25 protein-coding genes and 1 pseudogene are annotated in these 21342 nt (G+C 45.1%); 10 read left to right on the top strand and 16 right to left on the bottom strand.

What is annotated here, in order from left to right; all coding sequences use genetic code 11:
• Window positions 1–238: 238 nt before the first annotated feature.
• From ACZ5R2_RS04200 to dusA, 6 genes are all read right to left on the bottom strand, one after another.
• Entirely contained in the window at window positions 239–1015 is a 777-nt protein-coding gene (locus ACZ5R2_RS04200) for a phosphoadenylyl-sulfate reductase (RefSeq protein ID WP_464901162.1), read from the bottom strand.
• Window positions 1008–2726, bottom strand: coding sequence for an assimilatory sulfite reductase (NADPH) hemoprotein subunit (cysI, locus tag ACZ5R2_RS04195; RefSeq protein WP_464901161.1), 1719 nt, complete (start codon window positions 2724–2726; stop codon window positions 1008–1010). Before cysI ends, ACZ5R2_RS04200 begins: the two co-directional genes overlap by 8 nt.
• A complete protein-coding gene (locus ACZ5R2_RS04190) occupies window positions 2726–4582 on the bottom strand; it encodes an assimilatory sulfite reductase (NADPH) flavoprotein subunit (protein WP_464901160.1) in 1857 nt (618 codons plus the stop codon). The genes cysI and ACZ5R2_RS04190 overlap by 1 nt, the downstream gene beginning before the upstream one ends.
• A gap of 93 nt (window positions 4583–4675) precedes the next feature.
• On the bottom strand, window positions 4676–4915 hold the full coding sequence (locus ACZ5R2_RS04185) for a hypothetical protein (protein WP_464901159.1): 240 nt from the start codon (window positions 4913–4915) through the stop codon (window positions 4676–4678).
• 231 nt (window positions 4916–5146) lie between these two features.
• Complete coding sequence (locus tag ACZ5R2_RS04180; RefSeq protein WP_464901158.1) at window positions 5147–5824, bottom strand: TIGR04219 family outer membrane beta-barrel protein; 678 nt, start codon at window positions 5822–5824, stop codon at window positions 5147–5149.
• A 24-nt stretch (window positions 5825–5848) separates the two neighbouring features.
• Window positions 5849–6859 carry a tRNA dihydrouridine(20/20a) synthase DusA gene (gene dusA / locus ACZ5R2_RS04175; RefSeq protein ID WP_464901157.1) on the bottom strand — a complete coding sequence of 337 codons (1011 nt, stop codon included), beginning with the start codon at window positions 6857–6859 and terminating at the stop codon, window positions 5849–5851.
• A gap of 122 nt (window positions 6860–6981) precedes the next feature.
• On the opposite strand from dusA, the gene ACZ5R2_RS04170 reads away from it, so the two are divergent.
• Window positions 6982–8049, top strand: coding sequence for a tyrosine-type recombinase/integrase (locus ACZ5R2_RS04170; protein ID WP_464901156.1), 1068 nt, complete (start codon window positions 6982–6984; stop codon window positions 8047–8049).
• A gap of 129 nt (window positions 8050–8178) precedes the next feature.
• Here the strand turns inward: ACZ5R2_RS04170 and ACZ5R2_RS04165 are convergent, their stop codons facing one another.
• The 3 genes from ACZ5R2_RS04165 to ACZ5R2_RS04155 all read right to left on the bottom strand — a co-directional run bounded on the left by ACZ5R2_RS04165 (window position 8179) and on the right by ACZ5R2_RS04155 (window position 9949).
• A complete protein-coding gene (locus tag ACZ5R2_RS04165; protein WP_464901155.1) occupies window positions 8179–8625 on the bottom strand; it encodes a hypothetical protein in 447 nt (148 codons plus the stop codon).
• Window positions 8626–8636: 11 nt separating this feature from the next.
• On the bottom strand, window positions 8637–9215 hold the full coding sequence (locus tag ACZ5R2_RS04160) for a hypothetical protein (RefSeq protein WP_464901154.1): 579 nt from the start codon (window positions 9213–9215) through the stop codon (window positions 8637–8639).
• 128 nt (window positions 9216–9343) lie between these two features.
• A complete protein-coding gene (locus ACZ5R2_RS04155) occupies window positions 9344–9949 on the bottom strand; it encodes a phage repressor protein CI (RefSeq protein ID WP_464901153.1) in 606 nt (201 codons plus the stop codon).
• A 225-nt stretch (window positions 9950–10174) separates the two neighbouring features.
• On the opposite strand from ACZ5R2_RS04155, the gene ACZ5R2_RS04150 reads away from it, so the two are divergent.
• From ACZ5R2_RS04150 to ACZ5R2_RS04110, 9 genes are all read left to right on the top strand, one after another.
• A complete protein-coding gene (locus ACZ5R2_RS04150; RefSeq protein WP_464901152.1) occupies window positions 10175–10372 on the top strand; it encodes a Rha family transcriptional regulator in 198 nt (65 codons plus the stop codon).
• Window positions 10373–10410: 38 nt separating this feature from the next.
• On the top strand, window positions 10411–10551 hold the full coding sequence (locus ACZ5R2_RS04145) for a hypothetical protein (RefSeq protein WP_464901151.1): 141 nt from the start codon (window positions 10411–10413) through the stop codon (window positions 10549–10551).
• A 14-nt stretch (window positions 10552–10565) separates the two neighbouring features.
• The gene (locus ACZ5R2_RS04140; RefSeq protein ID WP_464901150.1) at window positions 10566–11087 is read left to right on the top strand and encodes a phage regulatory CII family protein; all 522 of its coding nucleotides are present in this window, start codon (window positions 10566–10568) and stop codon (window positions 11085–11087) included.
• 9 nt (window positions 11088–11096) lie between these two features.
• A complete protein-coding gene (locus ACZ5R2_RS04135) occupies window positions 11097–11351 on the top strand; it encodes a pyocin activator PrtN family protein (RefSeq protein ID WP_464901149.1) in 255 nt (84 codons plus the stop codon).
• Between the two features lie 9 nt (window positions 11352–11360).
• Complete coding sequence (locus tag ACZ5R2_RS04130; RefSeq protein ID WP_464901148.1) at window positions 11361–11771, top strand: hypothetical protein; 411 nt, start codon at window positions 11361–11363, stop codon at window positions 11769–11771.
• 65 nt (window positions 11772–11836) lie between these two features.
• Window positions 11837–12268, top strand: coding sequence for a hypothetical protein (locus tag ACZ5R2_RS04125; protein WP_464901147.1), 432 nt, complete (start codon window positions 11837–11839; stop codon window positions 12266–12268).
• Window positions 12265–12666 carry a hypothetical protein gene (locus ACZ5R2_RS04120; RefSeq protein WP_464901146.1) on the top strand — a complete coding sequence of 134 codons (402 nt, stop codon included), beginning with the start codon at window positions 12265–12267 and terminating at the stop codon, window positions 12664–12666. The genes ACZ5R2_RS04125 and ACZ5R2_RS04120 overlap by 4 nt, the downstream gene beginning before the upstream one ends.
• Before the next feature lie 9 nt (window positions 12667–12675).
• Window positions 12676–12912 (top strand): hypothetical protein, encoded by a 237-nt coding sequence (locus ACZ5R2_RS04115; RefSeq protein WP_464901145.1) that lies wholly within the window; start codon window positions 12676–12678, stop codon window positions 12910–12912.
• A 48-nt stretch (window positions 12913–12960) separates the two neighbouring features.
• Window positions 12961–15420, top strand: coding sequence for a replication endonuclease (locus tag ACZ5R2_RS04110; protein ID WP_464901144.1), 2460 nt, complete (start codon window positions 12961–12963; stop codon window positions 15418–15420).
• Window positions 15421–15467: 47 nt separating this feature from the next.
• On the opposite strand, the gene ACZ5R2_RS04105 is transcribed toward ACZ5R2_RS04110, so the two are convergent.
• From ACZ5R2_RS04105 to ACZ5R2_RS04075, 7 genes and pseudogenes are all read right to left on the bottom strand, one after another.
• A complete protein-coding gene (locus tag ACZ5R2_RS04105; RefSeq protein ID WP_464901143.1) occupies window positions 15468–16466 on the bottom strand; it encodes a hypothetical protein in 999 nt (332 codons plus the stop codon).
• 190 nt (window positions 16467–16656) lie between these two features.
• Window positions 16657–17034 (bottom strand): hypothetical protein, encoded by a 378-nt coding sequence (locus tag ACZ5R2_RS04100; RefSeq protein ID WP_464901142.1) that lies wholly within the window; start codon window positions 17032–17034, stop codon window positions 16657–16659.
• 215 nt (window positions 17035–17249) lie between these two features.
• Window positions 17250–17594 (bottom strand): helix-turn-helix domain-containing protein, encoded by a 345-nt coding sequence (locus ACZ5R2_RS04095; protein WP_464901141.1) that lies wholly within the window; start codon window positions 17592–17594, stop codon window positions 17250–17252.
• A 334-nt stretch (window positions 17595–17928) separates the two neighbouring features.
• Window positions 17929–18165, bottom strand: a complete 237-nt coding sequence (locus ACZ5R2_RS04090; RefSeq protein WP_464902304.1) for an ogr/Delta-like zinc finger family protein — start codon at window positions 18163–18165, stop codon at window positions 17929–17931.
• A 51-nt stretch (window positions 18166–18216) separates the two neighbouring features.
• Window positions 18217–18351 (bottom strand): annotated as a pseudogene (locus tag ACZ5R2_RS04085) (ogr/Delta-like zinc finger family protein); the annotation flags it as partial.
• Between the two features lie 67 nt (window positions 18352–18418).
• On the bottom strand, window positions 18419–19471 hold the full coding sequence (locus ACZ5R2_RS04080; protein WP_464901140.1) for a phage portal protein: 1053 nt from the start codon (window positions 19469–19471) through the stop codon (window positions 18419–18421).
• Window positions 19468–21252 (bottom strand): terminase large subunit domain-containing protein, encoded by a 1785-nt coding sequence (locus ACZ5R2_RS04075; protein ID WP_464901139.1) that lies wholly within the window; start codon window positions 21250–21252, stop codon window positions 19468–19470. Before ACZ5R2_RS04075 ends, ACZ5R2_RS04080 begins: the two co-directional genes overlap by 4 nt.
• Window positions 21253–21342: the final 90 nt, after the last annotated feature.

The raw sequence follows: 21342 nt of genomic DNA, 5'->3' as shown, positions 1-21342 counted from the left end.
TTGCCCTGTCGACGAGGTGGCATTATAGAGATCGCGCTCACTTTGGCAAGTGGTTTTTTCATAAAATTGCAAAAACAATGGTTATAAGGGCATTTCTCATTCAAAGCTTTATTTATTCAAGTTTACCCCACATATATAAACGTGAAATCCACAAACTTATCCACAATCGCACTTAAAGACATCAAAAAAGGCTGCTTAAAAGCAGCCTTTTTATCTTTGTCGACAATGAATCTGTCGATTAAATACCTGAGCCGTACTGCTCTCCATCATCTTCATGCAGACCACACTCACGTTTTAAACCAAAGAAACGCGTTTCTTCCTCTGACATGCCCGGCTCCCACTTCTTAGTCGTATGAGTATCACCGACGGAGAGATAGCCTTTCTCCCAAAGCGGGTGATAAGGCAGTTGATTGGCTTCTAAATACTGATGAACATCTTTATTGCTCCAATCAATAACTGGCAAGAACTTAAATACGCCATTTTGAATCGACAAGATTGGAAGATGCGCTCGCGACTTGGCTTGCTCTCTTCTTAATCCAGAAAACCAAGTCTGCGTCTCTAAGTCTGCGAGCGCACGTCGCATCGGCTCAACCTTATTTAACTTATTGTACTTCTCTATTCCCTCTATACCTTGTTCCCACAATTTACCGTAGCGCGCTTCTTGCCAGTTGGCACTTTGCGCCGAACGGTACACCTTGAGGTTTAGAGTCAGCCTTTCGCTCAGCTGATCAATGAAGTTATAGGTTTCAGAGAACAGGTATCCAGTATCCGTTAAGATCACTGGTATATCCGGTTTCACCTGAGTCAGTAAATGAAGCATCAACGCGGCTTGGATGCCGAAACTTGAGGAGACCACATGAGTACCTGGTAGATAACTCACGGCCCACTCAACTCTTTGCTCGGCGGTTAGCTTCTCTAACTCAGCATTGATTTCAGCAAGACGGAGTATTTGCTCCGTCTTAGTCAATGAGAGCAGTTCTGCTAACTTCAAAGGTGAAGTGACAGAATCAAGCATGGAAGTCCCTCTTTGATACGATGACTTCTTCAATGATCCCAACACGAATCACGAAGTCACCAAATGCCTCACCGGTTTGACGTTCAACCGCCCAACGCGCCACCAGCGAATCAATCTCTTGTAGAATTTGTTTATCGGTAATGTTCTCTTTATACATCTTCGGTACTCGGGTGCCCGCACGATTACCGCCTAGGTGCAGGTTGTAACGCCCTGGGGCCTTACCCACTAAACCAATTTCTGCCAACATCGCTCGGCCACAGCCATTAGGGCATCCCGTGACTCGTAAAATGATATTGTCTTTTTCGTCGAGTCCGTGACTCGCCAATATCTCTTCAATTTGAGTAACAAAGTCCGGCAAAAATCGTTCGGCTTCGGCCATCGCCAGCGGACAGGTTGGAAAAGCCACACAAGCCATCGAGTTCTTGCGCTGCTCACTGACCGTCTCATCCATCAAGCCATGCTCAATCGCAATCTTCTCTATTTTGGCTTTATTACTCTTCGCCACACCCGCGATGACCAAGTTTTGGTTGGCCGTCATGCGCAGATCCCCTTTGTGGATTTTTGCAATTTCAGCCACACCAGACTTGAGCGGCTTGCCTGGATAATCCAATAGGCGACCATTCTCAATAAACAGGGTTAAGTGATGCTTACCATCAATCCCTTCTACCCAACCTATTCTGTCGCCTCGCTCAGTAAACTCATAAGGGCGACTTGATTCAAACTGGATACCAGCGCGTTTTTCCACCTCAGCTTTAAACACATCGATACCAACGCGATCTAAGGTGTACTTAGTCTTGGCATTTTTACGATTAGAACGGTTGCCCCAATCCCGCTGAGTTGTCACCACTGCGGCAGCAACCTCAAGCGTTTTGTCGAGCGCGACAAAACCAAAATCGTCAGCTTTTCTTGGGTAGGTCGACGTATCGCCATGGGTCATGGCAAGGCCACCACCCACCAGCACATTAAATCCAATCAATTTACCCTCTTCGGCTATCGCGACAAAGTTAAGGTCATTAGCGTGCACATCCACATCATTCAGTGGTGGGATCACGACTGTGGTCTTAAATTTACGTGGTAAATAGGTAGAGCCAAGAATGGGCTCTTCGTCTGTGGTCTCTAGCTTCTCACCATCTAGCCAAATCTCTGCGTAAGCGCGGGTCTTCGGCAATAAGTGCTCACTGATCTTAGTTGCCCATTGATAGGCTTCTTGATGCAGCTGAGACTCAACCGGGTTAGAGGTACACAACACATTACGGTTTACATCTCCAGCAGTAGCAATCGAGTCAATGCCAATGCTATTTAGCGTTTGGTGCATCAGCTTGATATTAGGCTTAAGGACACCATGAAACTGAAAGGTCTGGCGTGTAGTCAGACGAATACTGCCATACAGGGTATGGTCAGTAGCGAACTCATCAATGGCCAGCCATTGCTTTGGTGTGATCACCCCACCAGGCATTCTCGCACGCAACATAACGTTATGCAGAGGCTCTAACTTTTGCTTGGTGCGCTCATTACGAATATCACGATCATCTTGCTGGTACATACCGTGGAAACGGATAAGCTGGAAGTTGTCCGCCGAAAAGCCACCCGTGATCTTATCAGCTAAATCGTTCTCAATCGTTCCACGTAAAAAGTTGCTCTCGCTCTTTAGGCGCTCGTTATCAGAGAGCGGTCCTAAGACTTGACCTAAAACTTCTTGTTGCTGACTCATTAGTAAACATCCCTCTGATAACGTTTTTCTTTACGTAGTGTATTGATGAACTCTTCGGCCTGAGCGCGACTGAGCTGCCCCTGTTGTTGTCCTACCTCTATTAGTGCCTCGTGCACATCTTTTGCCATACGGTTAGCATCACCACAGACGTAGATATACGCACCTTGCTGGATCCATTGCCAAACTTGCTCTGCTTGTTCAAGGATTCGGTGCTGAACATAGACCTTTTCCGCTTGGTCACGACTGAACGCGACATCGAGCTGAGAAACCAAGCCATTTTTGAGGTACTTCCGCCACTCGACTTGGTACAAGAAATCCTGGGTAAAAGTGCGATCGCCAAAGAACAACCAGTTTTTACCCTGTGCCCCACGGTTATCGCGCTCTTGAACAAAGCTACGGAATGGCGCTATACCAGTGCCTGGGCCAATCATGATAATTGGGGTATTGTCATCTTGAGGCAGCTTGAAGTTGTTGTTGTGTTCGATAAACACCTTAACCTCACCGCCCTCTTCCAGACGATGGGCAAGGTAGCTGGAGGCCGCGCCTTGACGTACTTGCTCACCCTTGGCGTATTCAACCACACCGACGGTTAGGTGCACTTCGTCCTCAACCTCGCTTTGGCTGGATGCGATCGAATAAAGGCGTGGTGTTAACCGGCGCAGTAAACCGACCAACTCCTCGGCTGTTAGCTTGGTCTTTTTCTCGCCTAGCACATCCACGACTTGAGTACTCGTGGCATACTCACGCAGCTTATTCTTGTCCTCGACCAGTTTGAGCAGCTTTTTACTACCTGAAAGCTCTGCAAACTTGGTGACCAACTGCGGGTTGGCTGCGGTGATCTCGTATTTACTCACTAACGCGCTATGCAGCGATAGGCTCTCACCCTCAACATCTACGCTTTCCACGCCGGATAGCCCGGTACGCTCAAGGATTTGATTGACTAACTCAGAGCTATTTTCAAACCATACCCCCAACGCATCGCCAGGTTGGTAGGTCATGCCCGACCCGTCGAGGTCGATCTCGATGTGGCGAACATCCTTGCCCGAGTCTCGCCCCGTGATCTTTTGGCTAGTGAGTAATGTTGCGGTATAAGGATTTTGCTTGTTATAGGCAGAAGGCTGCACTGCCGCCTGACCTACGGGAAGCTGAACAACTTCGGCTTCCGTCGCAGAAGCAAGATCTTGTTTCACGACTTCCAGTGCTTTGGAGCGCCATTCTGTCGCTGCCGACTCATAGTCGACATCACAATCAACACGCTCTAGGAATGCGCTTGCACCTAGCTTAGATAAGAAGGCATCAAAATCCTTACCTGTCTGACAGAAAAATTCGTAGCTAGAGTCGCCAAGACCGATCACCCCATACTTTAAGTTTGGTAGTTTAGGGGCCTTCTTCGACTGTAAGAATTCATGCAGTTCGATAGCGTTATCTGGTGCTTCACCCTCACCGTTAGTCGATGCCACGATGATCACATGCGTCTCTTTGGCGAGTTGTTTACCCTTGTAGTCAGAGGCATCAAACAACTGTGCCTCAATACCCAGCACCTTGGCCTCGCTTTCAAGAGCTTCTGCTACCCCTTTAGCATTGCCGGTTTGAGAAGCAAAAATAATGGTGAGCTTACCCGCGGGTTGGCTGGCAACAGCTGTGGCCGCTTGAGTAATCGGCACACTGGCGGCAGAGGATGGAGCTTGCGCCAAACCCCAAAAATAGCCACTCACCCATGCAAGCTGCTGTGAAGAAAGTTCTGAGACCGTTTGCTGCAGCTGCCCGAGCTGCTGGTCATTGAGAGGTGCCGTTATCATCGGCGCTTCTTGTTGTTGAGAGTTTCCTTTGGACATTGTCACGATATCCCTAATCATTACGTGACATTTAGATTAACCACTCTGGTAAATAACAAGAAAGAATAGAAGTGAATGTTTTATAACCTTTTGGATGGTTGTGAAGATATTTGGTTAATAATTAGGGATATCTTCGACTCGCACCTGCTGAAAGCCAACCGCCATTGCTGACTTAGAAGCAAGGTCAATGTCTTGATACAGGCACTCCTCGCCATGCGCATCCGTTAGCAGCACCAAGCCACCTCTGCGATGACGAAACTCCACCACCCATGAGCCTTCCTGAATCGACGGCTCAATGATCGCTTCAACCAATTGATCGTCACGATACAGTGCTCTAAGTTCCGAAATTGTCATATCACACCGCTCTCTCTGATAAACATCTCTTTAAGCATGGTGCATATTTGGCGAATGAGCGAATAAAAAGCACAGGTGCGAGGTACAAATGAAAGGGGGCGAGGTGCGAGGACGGGCAAAGCCCTACGGGGTTCGAGGAGATTGGTGCGCGCAACATGTTAGCTGCTTACCGCACCTAAAAATAGCGCCACCTTGTGGAGGTGGCGCTTTTTATGTCGTCTAGGGGTTAGGTTAGAACTGGTATTCTGCGCCAAGGAACCAACCATTGACGAAGATGAATTCTTTACCAAAATCACTTCCTGAAATCTTGAAGTCATTCGATTCTAAGTCAATAACACGGTAGCCCGCGCGCAGTGCTATATTACGTTTCTGTTCTAGAGCGATGTTGTACTGGACGCCGGCTTCGAGGTCGGTTGTTTTTAGGTTACGGCGGTCACTAAACTCCATCGCACCAATGATGTCGAAATTGCTGTTTGGGATAGCGATCTCTGCTCGGGCAAACAAATTCCACGTCGTGGTATCAAAATCAGTATTTAGCGATGGGTCAACAGCATTCACATACTTGGTGTTGGTATAATTTGTGACCGTGACACCAGCATCAAAATTCAACACATCGCGTGACAACAAGTGATAGTAAAACATGAAGTCTGACTTGTCGAAGGCCATAAAGTCAGCATCGACTGTGGTATAGCGGAAGCCCACATTAGGTAGGTAAGGTGTCGAGTGCTCGTAGGCCAGATAAAAAGAAGGCGCATTGTTTTTATCACGACGAACTTCATTAACCTCAGTTTGCCCCCACCAGTAATCAAGGCCCAATTTGAACACTGAGTCTTGTTGGGCAAAAGCAGCGGGCGAGAGCACAAGGCTGAGGCTCAATAAACCACGACACACTGTTTGGATTGTTTTCATCTTTCTTTTTATCCTGTCTGTTGCCTAAACATCTAAGTCGGCTGGAATCTTGCTCATAGCGGTCGTTACCACCTCAATGCCTGCTCCTGGTTTGTGGGCATTTTCACTGATGTGACGACGCCATTGACGGGCCCCCGGCATATTGTGGAAAAGTCCCAACATATGACGAGTAATATGACCTAAATAGGCGCCCTTTGCCAGTTGTTGCTCAATGTAAGGTAGCATCTCTTCAACCACTTGCTTGCGTTTTTTCACCGGTGTATTGAGACCAAACACTTGCTGATCGACTTGTGCCAAAAGGTATGGGTTTTGGTAAGCCTCTCGGCCAATCATCACGCCATCAAGATGAGCAAGGTGCTCTAGGGTCTCTTCAAGCGTCTTAATCCCACCATTCACAGCAATCGAAAGCTCAGGGAAATCTTTCTTTATTTGATAAGCGCGCTGATAATCAAGTGGTGGGATCTCACGGTTTTCTTTTGGGCTAAGGCCACTTAGCCAGGCTTTGCGCGCATGAATAGTAAATTGCTCACAACCGCCTTTCGCTGCCAATGTGCTGACAAAATCGGTCAGAAACTCGTAAGAGTCTTGCTCATCAATACCAATACGTGTCTTGACAGTAACTGGAATATCCACCACGTCACGCATAGCTGCCACACAGTCCGCCACCAACAGTGGCTCGGCCATCAAGCAAGCGCCAAAGCGACCATTTTGCACGCGATCTGATGGGCAACCGACATTGAGGTTGACCTCATCATAGCCACGCTCTTGAGCCAGTTTGGCACAGTGAGCAAGATCTTGAGGGTTTGAGCCACCCAGTTGCAAAGCAATAGGATGCTCTTCTTGATTGTACGCAAGAAAATCACCCTTACCGTGGATAATCGCCCCTGTTGTCACCATCTCTGTGTAGAGTAGCGTCTGTGAAGAGAGCTGGCGATGAAAGTAACGGCAGTGACGGTCAGTCCAATCGAGCATGGGCGCAACGCTCAAACGCTGCATTGGGTAATTACTGGTATTCGTTGATTTATCTAGTGTCATAAGGAGTTTACGTGATTCAATATATTGCTTAGTTTTGCTTCATATCGTATGGTTTTGCGGTATATAGTACGCCTTATGTACGCCTCAATTTGAGGTGCACGGTACGCCTCGGAGGGAAAGCGATGGCATCTTACAGTATTCAGAAACGCACACTGGCAAGTGGCGAATCACGCTACAAAGCAACTATTACGGTCAAAAAATATGGTGAGATTGTACACCGATTTGCCAAGACTTTCAGGAAAAAGCCGCTCGCGACTGCATGGGCGAAGAAGCAGGTTACCGAAATAGAAGAAAATGGTGTTAATAGTCAGAAACCTACGTCTATTGGGAAACTGTTAGATTCATACATTAACGAGGCGCACCTATGGAATAACACGGGTCGTACCAAACAATTCGTCATCAAAATGCTGCGAGACTGCGAGATTGCAAAGGTGCAAACTGACCAACTCAAGGCGACCGACCTCATCGAGCATTGCAAACATCGTCACTCAAGTGGTGCCGGCCCTGCCACTATCTACCATGATATCGCCTACCTCCGAACAGTAATGAAAAAAGCCAAGGCTGCATTCAACATAAACTGCAATTATGCCGTGTTTGAAGAGGCAGTCCCAGTACTGATCGATATGAAACTTATCGGCAAAAGCCAAAAGAGGACTAGGCGCCCAACTGAAGGTGAACTGGAAAAGCTCCGAGAAGGACTGAAAAAACGCGAGGCGTACCGGCCAAATGGCCCGACTCGTATTCCCTATCTCGACATTCTAGATTTCTCGATACTCACCTGTATGAGAATTGGCGAAGTGTGTGCTCTGAAATGGGAAGATCTCAATGTAGACCACAAAACCATACTAGTCCGTGATCGCAAAGACCCTCGTAAGAAAGATGGTAACCATATGATAGTGCCATTACTGGGAGAGTCGTTCGATATTGCTATCAAGCAACCGAAAATAGGTGAACGTATCTTTCCATATAACCCAAGGTCAGTAACCACAGGTTTTCAGCGTGTTAGAAATGAGCTGGGTATTAATGATCTGAGATATCACGACCTACGTCGAGAAGGTGCTAGTCGCCTGTTTGAAAAAGGCTACAGCATTGAAGAGGTAGCACAGGTCACTGGTCATAGAAATCTAAACATTTTGTGGACTATCTACACTCAGTTATACCCACATAAACTACATAGGGATAACGCCTAGCTTTCCTTTGTCATACCCTATCTATCATCGAACATTCACAGCTGCTAGCTCCGAATGTTCATAGCAAATAGCTACGAATATTCGGAGGCCAAATATAATTATTGATGATTCAACGGAGTGTACACACCTCTATTTCCTTGCAGCTTGCTCTGGACAGTTCTCAGCAAAATACTGACCAACCTCTCGCATTTGTCCCCACTGCAAAGAGACAGACTCTTTGAAAGCATCGCCATGACGAAGAACGGAATACAGACTTTCGAACAATAGAGATGATTGAACAAAATATCCAAAATACATGCTATTAAAAATTGGAAAATTCGCTTCATCAAAAGGGTATTGCCTAGATCTGAATTCCTCATCCAACTTGGAACGCTCTACTTGTTCTGTAAACACCCTCCACTGGGCAAAATCTTGATAGTCAACCTTATTGCCATACTTATCTACGGCTTGCTCTAGCAACGGTAAAGTTTTTAAAAACACATCAAATGCATATTCACAGTCCGTTTTTTGAAATGCAGCAACAGGTAATGAAAGAAAAAATATAATTATCGCTAAAAATCTAGAAAAGCATTTCACAATGCTACTCCTTATTTGCTAACTAGTATTCCATCCATAGAGAGCAATATAACCGCTGTATCTAATACTCTTTGGTTCGAAAATATTTGAGAATTCAACGCCAGATCATCCTCAGACTCAAAAGCTGCGTCTAAATTATTAAGTAAATGCTCAGAAAGAGGTCGCAATGAATCTATTGATGAAATGCTACTAGAGAAATTAGGACTAAGCATGTCATGTTGCCATGCCGAATAAATAATTGATGCACTGGTCGCTAGTTTATCTTCATAAGAAGCTTTTTGCCAAACTAGTGCAGACTCACCTTGAAGATTGTTGCCCTGATACCATTTATCACCCTGAGCGGTAACTACACTTTTACTAAATTCCCCTTGTGAGCTTGAACTAATAACAGTAGAACGCTCATCTTCTTTACTGTCAAAATAAGAGCCAATGACGCCTACGAAAATTATAAATCCAACTGTCATCTTCACGCCACGCTTAAGCCCTATTCCAGCAGGATAGATCTCTCCACACTTGGGGCACTTATCTATTGCCTTTTGAACGGGCTCCTTGCATTTTTTGCAAGGTTTTATCGATATATCTTTCGACACATTACTATCCCTATTTTGCCATCACTCTCCTTCTTCCCTAGTCCCTACTGCCCCTAAGTTAAGAAGCTATGTTTCAATAACCAATTAAAAAAATCCGCTTCAGCGCAAGATATATGGAAATTTGCCACTTATCTTGCCGAGAAAGACGCTGCAACCTTACCGACAACCTTTACATCTGACTCGTCAATGACCGTCGGAACATCATCAAAGTAAATGGACAATTTACCGCCTGGTAGTCGCTGAATTTTATTCAAAGACAGGCGACCATCAATATCAATAAGGTACTCACCAGAAAATGGGCTTGTGTTCTCAGTATTAATGAAGACTAATGCACCTTCATCATCAATCACCTCGGTACTGTCTGCTTTCAATCCGTAACGTTCTAACGTCCATGCATCAATGTTGGTGTGTCCAATAGCCTCTTTTACACCGTCAACTAATTTCATTATGTTCATTGGTGGCGCTTGCATTGTAGTTTCTTCTTGCACAACGACAGGACCATCACCTAAAGCTAGAGCCCTCAGTGAAACACCATGTGCAAGGCATGCACGGATAATCAGCTCATAAGGGGTAAGGTCTCTTTGCTTCCAAGTACCTATAGTCCCTCTAGGGACACCGTATATATCTGCCAACTGCAGATCTTGTTTCACTCCAGATATGTCTTTCAACCTATCTACTAGTTCTTCACCTTTCAAATAGTCATAAGGTGGAATCATCGCCTTCAATCTACCCATCTAAATCTACCTCTTCAAAAAACAAAACCAAACTCAAAGTCGACAAGGATCTCAAAAGAAGAATGAAACATAATGAAAACCACCACCAAGAGATCAAATGAAGCACCAAAACTTGAAATAAGCCTCAAATGCGTCATATCATGATCTCAAAAGAGGAATGGCTTTCAATTGTGCTCATAAGTGAGCAGCAGTGCTCAAATAAGTCAACTTACAAGGATACCACGTATGCAAAGCATTCAAATAGCACCCAGCGCACCTTTCTGCACTATTGAGGAACTCAATAGACAAACAGGATTGAGCATTGGGACAATTCGCCGCCGAATTAAGTCAGGCGATATCCCCACCCTTCCAAACGAAGAAGGCTCTCGAAAGGTGCTGATCAACTTAGTGAAGTTAAACATGCAACTAGCGGAGCAATCCTAATGCACCTTCGCTCTTTACCCAAAACAAAGGCAAACCCCGTGCCAGCAGTAAATTACACACCACTACACGGGGTTAAGCAGGGCAGTCCTAGCAAGAAATACAAAAGCCCGTTACGAGGCACCATCATCGTCATTCTTGCTATTGCACACCCAAACTTCGCTTTTGAGTATCTGTCATAACCGAGAAATCAGCCATGTGCGAACTACGCGAACGCAAACAAAGTATTTTGGATGAGGCATGTGTCGCTTTTGCAAATCGCCACAATGTCGAGCAACTTGCAAAGCAATCTGCAATCACGGGAACTATGCTGCGCAACAAACTCAACCCATCGCAGCCACACCAACTCACCGTCACCGACCTCATGGTGATCACAGAGAAAAGTGGTGACTACAGCCTCACTCAAAGTGTTTTACACAACCTCAATATGGTTGCTGCACCAATTGATTTGAAAAATGAATCCCGTTCACTAGCGGAGCGAGCGCTTGTCAATGCCGCTTTCTCTGGTGACTTAGCGAAAGAAGCTTTGGAGTTGAACAACACCATCCGCTTACCTCGCAGCAGACGAAACCAAGTAATGAGAACAGCCCAAAGTGCACTGGCTAACTTAGTCCTGATCGTTAATGAGCTAGAAAACCGCACAGGCAGCACCTCACCGTTACTTGGATTTGCTTCAGATTTTGTTATTTCCGGCATGCCAATACCGGGATTGTCGTAAGGAGACGCTATGCAAACTCAATTCGCGTTACTCGCCATGTACGGAAAACCCACCATTCCGTTATCGGAAGTTGCACAAGAGTATTTCGGGCTAACACCGAAGACTGCAGCTGAGAAAGCAAGGAACTGCACCTTTCCAGTACCAACTTTCAGACTGCGCGACAGCCAGAAAGCGCCACTATTCGTCAAAATTGAAGATCTCGCTGCGTATATCGATGAGCAGTACACCAAAGCAGCTAATGAGTGGGCAAGCGTCAATCAATAGGAGTCAACCATGCCAAATACAGCACCACAGCTCCAAACTAAACCGGCTAGCATTCACCCATTGTTGCGCAGCCAACCACGTAACCGACAAGAAGTTCAACAGGCAGCTGAACAAGCGGCAAATCGCTCACCAGCTTGCCCTGCAGAAAAGAGCATCGCAGCCATGAAAGGAATGTTCACAAGTGAATACACCCGTAACCGGATTCGCCTTGCCTATGCCAGCCTTAGCGAAAAGCAACGTCGTATGGTGGTGTTCTGCTCTGGTCTGAAAAGGGAGCACTGTGACATGGCCTTCGATAGTTTTACTGACGAGGAAGCACTAGCCATTGGTCGTGGAGTTAAAGAAATAAACACCATCGTTAAGCGCTTTGAAAATAGCATAGGCCCGTTAAGCCGCCTAAACCCATCCAGTTTTTCTTGAGCCACAACTAACCTTTGCCCCTGTAAAAGGGGGCTTTTTTTCATCTAAACATAGGAGCGTGGAAGATGAATACATTCCAAAAACTTAGCCAGGCAAGAGACCTAATCGACCAAACACTAGAAAACCGCGCGGGCTCTTTTAGACCGGATTACCTACCCGCTGAGTCTCTGGCACAAAAGCAAAAGCTACTAAATGGTGATCAAATCAATACTGATGTGTTCGATGTGGTAAACGCAATAACCAGCTTGGCCATGGCAAATACAGATGTGATTCATGTGTTTGTTGATTTCAGTGGCCATTTAAACTCAATTCGTATCACAGTCAGGCCCGCTTCAACCAACTATAACTGTCAATATCACCTGGAGCTTTTGTCAGAACAAGTTTTTCTCAGATGTCAGAATGCTCTTGAGCAACTTTTATACGTTGAAAGCCTAGTGACAGAGTTAGTCATTGAAGCCCGTGAGGCTGCTGAAATTTCAGCAGGGGGTCAGGCATGAGCAATATCTATGAGTACCTATTTAATACTTCTTTGGAAGAGATAGCCGCACGTTTTAATTCGAGTAACGCAGATGAGCAGGAAAAAATGGTCATCCAGCTTGATGCTATTGCCGCAAAACTAACCCCAATAGAAACCCACCGCCAACAAGAACGAGTCTTGGGCGATATCCAAGAAGCAATGCAGGGTGATCGTGCTCGAGTATTTTTTGCTCATTCCTACGTGAGCTGGTACCGCCAAAACAAAGAAATGGCGCCACAGCTCCATCATTGGTCACAACTAGACAGAAAGAATCGTCGCCTCTTTGTTGAAATGCTTGGGTTAAGAGACCTTGGGCACTTTGATGACGAAGCCCTTTTTCAGTTTGAGCAGTACTGCCTATCAACGATAGATAACTAAGGGGGCTAGATGGAATACGCAGCGATCATGTTATGTCCTGATGGCGGAATTGTTCGCCATCAGGATACCCAAGAGGTTGCCAGTGTTTTGATAGGTGATTTTGAGTTAATGACTGATGCCGTAAATCAAGCTTGTCTCGCCTTGGATTGCAGCATTATCCCTCCTATTGAGAAAGGCATTATTAGCAAGGGGTATGGAAAAGGCGGTTATATGCTAATCACTACCCAAAACATGGGGGATGTATGAAACAGATGCTGAGCCCCCTAGCAGAACAGTAGTTTTGAGGTGGTTACATTGAAACAATTGTTGGAACCAACTGAAATAGACCAATACCATTACCCATGGCAAGCCCCTTTAACAAAGATTATCGAGGGCTGCTTTGGGGCACGTCGATACACCACAGTGATTGAACCCGATGATCTTAGTGTTCTTGAGCGAAAGCTATTTGAAGCCAATCCAGATGACTTTGAATGGGCACGAGACAAAATCAAAGACCTACCAGACTACCTAACCAAGTATTTCGTCACACGTTACATCTCGGTATTTAATAAAAAAGGGCGGAAACAAGCCAACCTCTTTCTTCGCGAAAGAATGGGGCCAGCCGCAGAACGCGCCTTGATTGTTGTACGGATATACAAAAAGTTACCAACAACCCAAAAGGTTGCTTTGCTCAGTGAGGAATATAACGACACTGAGCAAAGTGGCTTCGAGACAAAAGCACAGATGCAGTTTGACTTTGAGCATGCAGAGCGCAACAGAAAGCCAATAAAAAGCCGCCTACTCGCTGAACTAGAACTATCTGAAGTCAAAGAGATGGCATTCAAACTCAGTCAAATTACTAACACAAAATTCAACCTCATTGTGGAACGTATCACGAGAGAAGAAAACTTAGACGATGCTCCTCCTGAAGTAGTTGGTTATGAGGAACTCGCTGAGTTTATTCGCCAGTTTGGTATCGCTCCACCGCGTAAGCAGAAGAATCAAACTGACCTGACAGCACTCAGCGATATGTCAAGAATGCTGGCTGAAGACTGGTGGTATCGACGCCTCACTAAAATTCGCAAGATCATGCGTGAGCACCTTGCTATTGCTATGGGGCAAGTTTCATCAAAAGCTTCACCATATGCTTCATGGGACTGTATTCGAGAACATCGTGAACAACAAACCAGCAACTGGAAGTTTATTCAACAATCTGAGCTATTGGACGAGGAAACGGGAGAGACCACCGAACTGGAAGCGATGGTCTTGAAAAGCGTGTCTAATCCAGCGATTAGGCGCCATGAACTCATGGTCCGCTGTCGTGGTTGTGAGGACATCGGCAATGAGCTTGGTTTGCAAGGTTTGTTTTTAACTCTCACTGCACCTTCAAAGTACCACAACTCATATAAAAAAGGCGGCTTCATTAGTCACTGGAGTGGAGCAAGCCCACGAGATACACAAGCTTACTTGAATAACGTTTGGAAACGAGTTCGTGCCAAGCTTGGACGTGACCAGCTACGTTGGTTTGGCTTGCGGGTTGCAGAGCCTCATCACGATGGGACGCCACATTGGCATTTGCTGATCTGGGTTAAACCAGAGGATAAGGATGCAATTACAAAAGTATTTGTTGACTACGCAACACAGGAGGACAAGCACGAGCTGATTGATAAACGAGGTATTTTTGACCATACCCCACGGTGTGATGTGGGAGAAATAGACCCAGAGAAAGGGACCGCAACCGGTTACATTGCAAAATATATATCAAAGAACATTGACGGCTATGCGATGGATGACGAAGTTTCGGATGAAACCGGGAAAGCCGTTAAAGATATGGCTAAAAATGTCACCGCTTGGAAGAGCCGTTGGAGTATCCGACAGTTCCAGTTTTTCGGTGGAGCACCAGTCACAACCTACCGAGAACTTCGACGTTTTGCCAACCAAAACAAAAAAGCCTTTATGGAATACCTCTTTAGGCAACAGCGTAGTGACCTTTTGACGATCTACTCGATGCTACAACGTGAGCTTGTTGGACCCATTAAGCCGAGTAAGCTGATCAGCAATGAAGAGCTTGTAAAAGTAATTGGCGCCAGCTTTCAATCCAGAATAAAGACTGATCAACCGAGTATAAAAGAGACTTTAATAGCCGCTGACGAAGGTAATTGGCAAGGGTACATCATGGGTCAAGGCGGACCATTTGTTAAGCGTGAGGACTTGCTGATCGTCAACTCGTATGAGGTTTTACCCTTTGCATCACCTCATGGGGAGGACGTGCGAAAAATTTCAGGGTTCTCAACACCAGAAGAGACCATAAAAACACGCACCAAAGTCTGGACTATCCAAAAGAAATCAACTGATAACACAAGCGCTGAAGCGAGTCCTTCAGGGAGCGAAGCGACTGTTAATGGAGCCTTTGGCTCCTCTCGGAGTCCTGTCAATAACTGTACGGGGTACCCTCGAAAAGTTATTGAATCGATTAAGAACACTATTACCCAAGTAATTGGGGCTGTGTTTGCCACTGACTACAACGCCGAGCTGTTAGCGAGCGGCAAAATAATCAAGATCGATAAAGTCGATAGCTACCAATTACGCTCGATGAAAACACCAGATAGTCCTAACGCACCTTATGAGTTAGTCAGCTTGCATACAGAGCCAATAAGAGATGACTTCGATTGGTGGGATGAGCCAACTTTATCTCCATCAAAGCAGGAAGTTCAACCCCAGCCAGATCTTAAACCATCTCTGTTTTATGCGGATGACGACTGGCCGTTAGTATGAGGATTTTAAATTATGACTATAAAATTAGGGTATAGAGAGCATGTCACTCATACCTCATAGAACATACTCTTTGGTATCCGTAGTGATGCACCTTTAGCGCTAATTATCAGATCTTTACCCTCTATTTCACTTATATGGGTATTCTGATGTTGAATGAGAGGGAAGTATATAATTGGAGGGTAGCTGGTTAACATAACACCTTGTTCAAACCGAGTGTTAACCGGCGATAAGTCACTTATACCTGGCATAGCTAATACATCAACGGGCGTTGTATGCAGTTTTATATGAGCAAATTTCGCCAAATCAATTTCAATTCTCTGTACCATTTGTAAATATTCTTGAAGTGATGGTATTGGAACAGGTATATGAATGGTATTCCCGACTTTTTCAAACTCCTTGATCTCTACTCTAAAGGCACTGTCGTAGGGAACGGTGATTCCAAGTTTTTCTGCACTATAGTTGATCATACCAAGTGCCTGCTGTATATATTGTAACAGTTCTGAACGGTTAGCTTTATCTTTAAGGCCACTGTAGTTAGGAAAAGTAGCCTTTAGTCTATCTGGTAGAGTATGTAATTCTTGGTCTATTTCATCAAAGACTAATTTTTTCCCTGTTAGTGAAACGCACTCTTGTGGGTTATTATCTGGAAAAATAGCGGCATACGCTTTTTGGCTATCTATTTTAAAACAGTATTCTAACTCAAGCTTGTCACAAAAATCATAAAACTCTCTACGATGCATAAAGAAGTTAGTTGTTGTATTTTGGATCATCGTAAGTTGGATTTGTCTTTCGGTTTGAAGCATCCTTATCATAACTGTTATCACTACCACAATTGGCAGTGACACAGATAGAAAGGTCAAGGGGGCCTTTAAAACTACATCAAAAAGAAAATTCATGCCCTCTACATCACTTCTTGGAGTGTAGTCACTTCGGAGGATAAAAATAAACATTATGACGAGAACAATGAGTGTCACAATGATAACGATCTTTAATAATAGCGACCAGCATGATTCATTTTTTTTCAGTGACATATCTTCGCTACCCACTTTCTAATCCTACTCATATGGCATTCAAACACGCTTCTACTTTACTTTACTGACTGAAAAATAGTCAAATGGCTAAGAGCATGGTACACAAATTACCGATTTTGGAACTCTCTACGGGGTAGAACAGATTGAAGGGAATCTGCCAGTTGTAATCACACCTAAAAAAGTTACACATTCTATCCAGACTAGTTCATTTGAATCGACGTAACTCAACCACTTCACCTGTTTGCTTCTTAGGGACTGAAGATAGTTGAAAAATCAGGGGCTTTCCTTCCTTAAGCAGTATTCGATAACACCTCTTCAGGTACACACCCACCAAATAGTGATCACTCGGTAAATCATGCCAAACATCGCTTGCATCTTGCCACGCAATAATACCAATAAGCTTTACCCTAGGGCTCTGACCAATGAAACGATAATCAACATCACCACCGTATGGTTTAAAGCAACTTTCCCCGTCTTTCAAAAGCGCTGGAATGGTGTTTCCTGTCAATATTTTACTGTTACCCACCATCCCAGTAGCGCTCAGCTCTACCACGCTGTAATTGTGTCTAAACCGAATATGCATTGTCGCGTTATACCCTTATTGAAAGAAGTGACATTTGCACTAAAAATGATACTGTATATATATACAGTATAGATTACAGGTAAAATGCATGACTGAACAGGCTATTGAATGGATTCTATGTCGCGCGGCTGAGAACACTGCTAAGCCCGAAGAAAATGAAAAAGTTGTAGCGTACCTGCTAGCACTGTTACAGAAGGAGGAAAACAAATAGAGGGTTAACGTCTATATACATCAGAAATTGCCAGCGCCAATTCAATCATTGGCTTACGAACATTTTGTGGCAAGCGCATCACCGCCGAAAGCACGTCTGCCGATTCTGCTGGACGATAATGCAGATCGGCTAGTGCCAGCTCCATACTGGATACTTTTAGCTCTCGCATTATCTCTCTAAGTTGAGTCAATGTTGGTTCACTTTCACCACGCTCCCATCGGCCTAACGTTGTCGAGCTAAACTGACACCGCGACGACAGTGCTTCCCGGCTCATGTTCCTTTTACGCCTTAGAACACTCAAATAGACCATCAGGCTATCTGGTTGAATTGACTGAAAATCTTTCTGCATAACTTGTTACCAATTCGTAAAACTCATTCATAAACGCCTGATTATCATTGAAAACATACCAGAAATGGCACCCAGCCACTATTTATTGATATTAGTCACATTTTAGCATTGATACTGCTTATATTTTGATACTTGGCGGTCAAATTAGTAGCGCATATCTACAAATCGCACACTTATCAACGCCAGAAACGTTCAGTTGGTTCATAAATTAAAGGGAAAATAATGATAGAGCGTACATTGCAATGGATTGATTTTCGAGCAGCTGAAAACACAGCGCATTCGGAGGACAACAAAGGAGTCGTGGAGTACTTGAGATACTTAGTGAAAGAAGATGCTAGAACAAGGAGAGTTGCTGACGAAGCTCATTACGTCGACTAGGAGAAAGCGATCTAACTAACGCCATGGCAAGTTCATCGGTTGTCTTTGCCGATGGGCTTAAGGAAAAGCTAAACGCCTGTGACATCACAAAGCGGTGTTCGCAGGCGGTACAACGACAATAGAGATCAGCAACGTTGGTTGAAAGGCGGTTTGTTTTAGTGATAATCGCTTTACTACCACAACCACAATACACCCGACCACCTACCGCATAGCCACCTAACCATTGTTTACTGAGAGTGTGCTTATAAGCGACTTCTGTCACAAAGCTGTGACCACAACTGGCATCGGTGCATGAACAATACAGCTCAGTAGACTCCTTAGATATAATTTCTGACTTAGAAATTACCGCCGGTCGTCCACATTGGCATTTAATACGCATTGGCAACAGTCCCTTATATCTCTCCCCTGCCAATGAGTATATCACTAAGACTGTATATTTATACAGATTAGCTATCACCAGGTAATACTAAATCAAACGTGACTTGCAGCTCCGGCTTGAGTGCTATCTCTGGATCACCATTGATTTCATCCATCATTATTTTGCAGATGGGAATCACCTCATCACGTGCATGTTCTCGGTTGGTCTTCTCAATGTCACCAAACCCAGCCGCATTGGTTGGCACCACTCCACTTTTACCTGGTGGGTAACGGTGTGACACTAAGATATCTTGCGCGGTAATGTTCTTCACCCGTTCAAACTCATCTTTAGTTGCAATATCACCAACAGGAATAAGCTGGATACCCTTTTCGTGGCCGTTCGGAATATTCACAAACATGCTTCGGAAGTTACCAACCCCTTTCGAGCTGGCGATTTTTTCTTTCAACATATCCTCATCTTCTTTGCTCAGGTTGGGATCGGTCGCATAGAAAATGAAGCCCATGTGCGCTCCATTAAGGTAATAACGTCGGCGGAACAAGGTCGCATCTTTGTTCAGTAAGCTGCTTTGTAGGCCGCATAAGTAATCTGGCAAACCATATACCTGCTGTTTGGGATCATATTGCGTCAACCAAATGACATCTTGCTCACGATAAGGGCGTTTCTTCTCATCGCGTTCTAACAGCCAAAAGCTACCATTCTTACGCTTACGTAAGTACATTGAGGGTAACGGAAACAGCCCAATCACTCGCCCTAGCCTATCACGTAATTTCAACAATCCAGCATGCCCAAATTGAGTGTAATCTCGACAAAAACGCTGAAACTGCGACAGCCTTAAACCGCCCCCTCCTTGAAATCGACCAGCAACATGGTTGCTTCTAGCGATCAACAAACTGCCATGATATGCATTGGCACCCGCTAACTGAGCAAGCCCTTCCGGGTTGATTGGCGGCTCCCAATAGTCATCGGAATCGTTATAAAATAGCTCGGTATACTCAGTCATCCAGCTGTTGCTATCTACTGTTTCAAAGCTGCTATCGATCGAATAGCAACTGACAGGCTGTCGAGCTTCGTCATTGTTAATTTGCTGTTCATTGTTTACAGCCGTTTCCGTGTCTATCATGCAGCAGTCGCCCAAGTTGATTTACGTTGATTGGTGGTATCTAGCGGCTCATTGACCACAGCGTGGGCAATTGCCCAAAAGGCATCGGCATGACCAGTGGTTGCACTTCGCTCAGCTTTAAAGGTCATCCTGTTGCCACTTTGGGTGCTTACTCGCTTGATGGCCATGAAAGCCATAGCAATGTCTTTATGCACCGCATCAAACTGCAGACGGTTTGAATCAATAATGTTGATCATCTTCAGCACAAGAAGCTCCTTGTTCTGGTTTGAATAATGGATAGCTTTCGCTTCACGAGGGTGCTGTGCTTTCACTAAATCCCATACCCCAGCACCAATACCTGTCGTATCAACGCCTAAATAGGTCACGTTATAGCGCTCAAATATCTTATTAATTTCTGCCACATGATGTTGAAAGTTAAGCCCTTTCCAATAGTGTTTCTCTAGTACTCTGAAGCACTCAACGGCGGTAGCTGGCGGTGCTATGACCACTAAACAGGCGTTATCGCGGGTTCGACTAGGGTCATACCCAAGCCATACCTCATTGCTACCATAAGGGCGCCCTTGGTTGGGCTTGAAGTCACGCCATTTACTGGCATCAACCATAGCCTTTTCAAGTTTACTGAAGGAGAACACCGAAGCGTTACCATCAACAAACACACACATAAACAGGTTGGCAAAGTCGCTGGCGCTGTATTCATCACGCAACTCTTCAATATCGAACAGCTCACAACCACCATTAGCAGCATCCTCAATAGTGACCACATAGCGCCACTGCCTATCAGGGCAGACTCTCCCCTTGTCTCGATATTCGTCAAAGGTAGGGAACTCAATAGACTTGCGGCTCTCTTTGCCTTCACGCCATTTATCACCGGTCCAGAACGCATAGGCTTGATGGGTTTTACTCGAAGGTGTTGAGAAATAGGTTTTTCGCCATTTTTTATGTGTTGCCATGGCTGAAGCCAACTTGTTGAGCTCGTCGAATTTCGGTATCCAGAAATATTCGTCGATATAAACATGGCCATGATAACTCTGTGCAGTTTTGCTGTTATTGGAAAGAAAGCGCAGCTCTGCCCCATTGCTTAGAATTATCGGATTACCTGTTAGGTTTAGTCCTAAGAACTCTTTGGCGACCTGAACAATGTAACTCCGGAACACTTCGGCTTGCGCTCGTGAAGCAGAAAGGAAAATCTGATTATCGCCAGTTAACACCGCATCTTGCAGTGCTTCAATAGCGAAATAGTAGGTGGCGCCTATTTGGCGAGATTTAAGAATATTGCGTATTCGCTGATGCTTATTTGCCAACATAGTGAGCTGGTAAGCAAACAAAGTATCCATTAACTCAGCAAAGTCACCTTCGCTTATCTCGCTAATATCATTCTTTTTGCGTGGCTTCTTTCCACCTCGCTTAGCTCTGCTGCTCTCGTCACATGCGGGCTCATTAGTAGGATGACTGCTCGGCCCTTTACCATGACGAGATGAATTGGGGTCTTTGCCGCCATGCAGCCGTTGCTTTTTCAGCTTCACATGCTTTTCAATCAGCATGTCTAATTCTTTAAGCTGACCGGGCGACTTTTCGGATAAGTCAGTAAGCATCACAATACGACGAGCGATCGCTTCGTCCACTTCTTCTTCGCGCAACAGATCGCGCCAGCCGTATTTGTCCGCCCAGTGATAAATGATTCGGGCATTCGGCAGGTCTAAGTCTTCGCGAATTTCATCCGGCGTATAGCGCCGTAAGTAGAGGCGTTTAGCCGCCTCTCTAATTTCTGGTGAGTATGCCATGCTAGCAGTTTACTGGCTCTGGGAACTGTTTTAGCCAAGCCAAATTCTGATCAATTCGGATAGCCCTATTTATCCGAACTTTCAAGAACC

Source organism: Vibrio sabulosilitoris, assembly GCF_055391395.1.
Note: the sequence above shows the minus strand (reverse complement) of the source record. Positions and strands in the feature narration are given on the sequence as shown.

Coding starts and splice junctions, on each gene's coding strand:
- ACZ5R2_RS04200 (WP_464901162.1), bottom strand. CDS start 1,015: ATGCTTGATTCTGTCACTTCACCTTTGAAGTTAGCAGAACTGCTCTCA.
- ACZ5R2_RS04190 (WP_464901160.1), bottom strand. CDS start 4,582: ATGATTAGGGATATCGTGACAATGTCCAAAGGAAACTCTCAACAACAA.
- ACZ5R2_RS04140 (WP_464901150.1), top strand. CDS start 10,566: ATGTGCGAACTACGCGAACGCAAACAAAGTATTTTGGATGAGGCATGT.
- ACZ5R2_RS04170 (WP_464901156.1), top strand. CDS start 6,982: ATGGCATCTTACAGTATTCAGAAACGCACACTGGCAAGTGGCGAATCA.
- ACZ5R2_RS04080 (WP_464901140.1), bottom strand. CDS start 19,471: ATGATAGACACGGAAACGGCTGTAAACAATGAACAGCAAATTAACAAT.
- ACZ5R2_RS04185 (WP_464901159.1), bottom strand. CDS start 4,915: ATGACAATTTCGGAACTTAGAGCACTGTATCGTGACGATCAATTGGTT.
- ACZ5R2_RS04115 (WP_464901145.1), top strand. CDS start 12,676: ATGGAATACGCAGCGATCATGTTATGTCCTGATGGCGGAATTGTTCGC.
- cysI (WP_464901161.1), bottom strand. CDS start 2,726: ATGAGTCAGCAACAAGAAGTTTTAGGTCAAGTCTTAGGACCGCTCTCT.
- ACZ5R2_RS04120 (WP_464901146.1), top strand. CDS start 12,265: ATGAGCAATATCTATGAGTACCTATTTAATACTTCTTTGGAAGAGATA.
- ACZ5R2_RS04155 (WP_464901153.1), bottom strand. CDS start 9,949: ATGGGTAGATTGAAGGCGATGATTCCACCTTATGACTATTTGAAAGGT.
- ACZ5R2_RS04095 (WP_464901141.1), bottom strand. CDS start 17,594: ATGCAGAAAGATTTTCAGTCAATTCAACCAGATAGCCTGATGGTCTAT.
- ACZ5R2_RS04075 (WP_464901139.1), bottom strand. CDS start 21,252: ATGGCATACTCACCAGAAATTAGAGAGGCGGCTAAACGCCTCTACTTA.
- ACZ5R2_RS04125 (WP_464901147.1), top strand. CDS start 11,837: ATGAATACATTCCAAAAACTTAGCCAGGCAAGAGACCTAATCGACCAA.
- ACZ5R2_RS04150 (WP_464901152.1), top strand. CDS start 10,175: ATGCAAAGCATTCAAATAGCACCCAGCGCACCTTTCTGCACTATTGAG.
- ACZ5R2_RS04100 (WP_464901142.1), bottom strand. CDS start 17,034: ATGCATATTCGGTTTAGACACAATTACAGCGTGGTAGAGCTGAGCGCT.
- ACZ5R2_RS04135 (WP_464901149.1), top strand. CDS start 11,097: ATGCAAACTCAATTCGCGTTACTCGCCATGTACGGAAAACCCACCATT.
- ACZ5R2_RS04130 (WP_464901148.1), top strand. CDS start 11,361: ATGCCAAATACAGCACCACAGCTCCAAACTAAACCGGCTAGCATTCAC.
- ACZ5R2_RS04180 (WP_464901158.1), bottom strand. CDS start 5,824: ATGAAAACAATCCAAACAGTGTGTCGTGGTTTATTGAGCCTCAGCCTT.
- dusA (WP_464901157.1), bottom strand. CDS start 6,859: ATGACACTAGATAAATCAACGAATACCAGTAATTACCCAATGCAGCGT.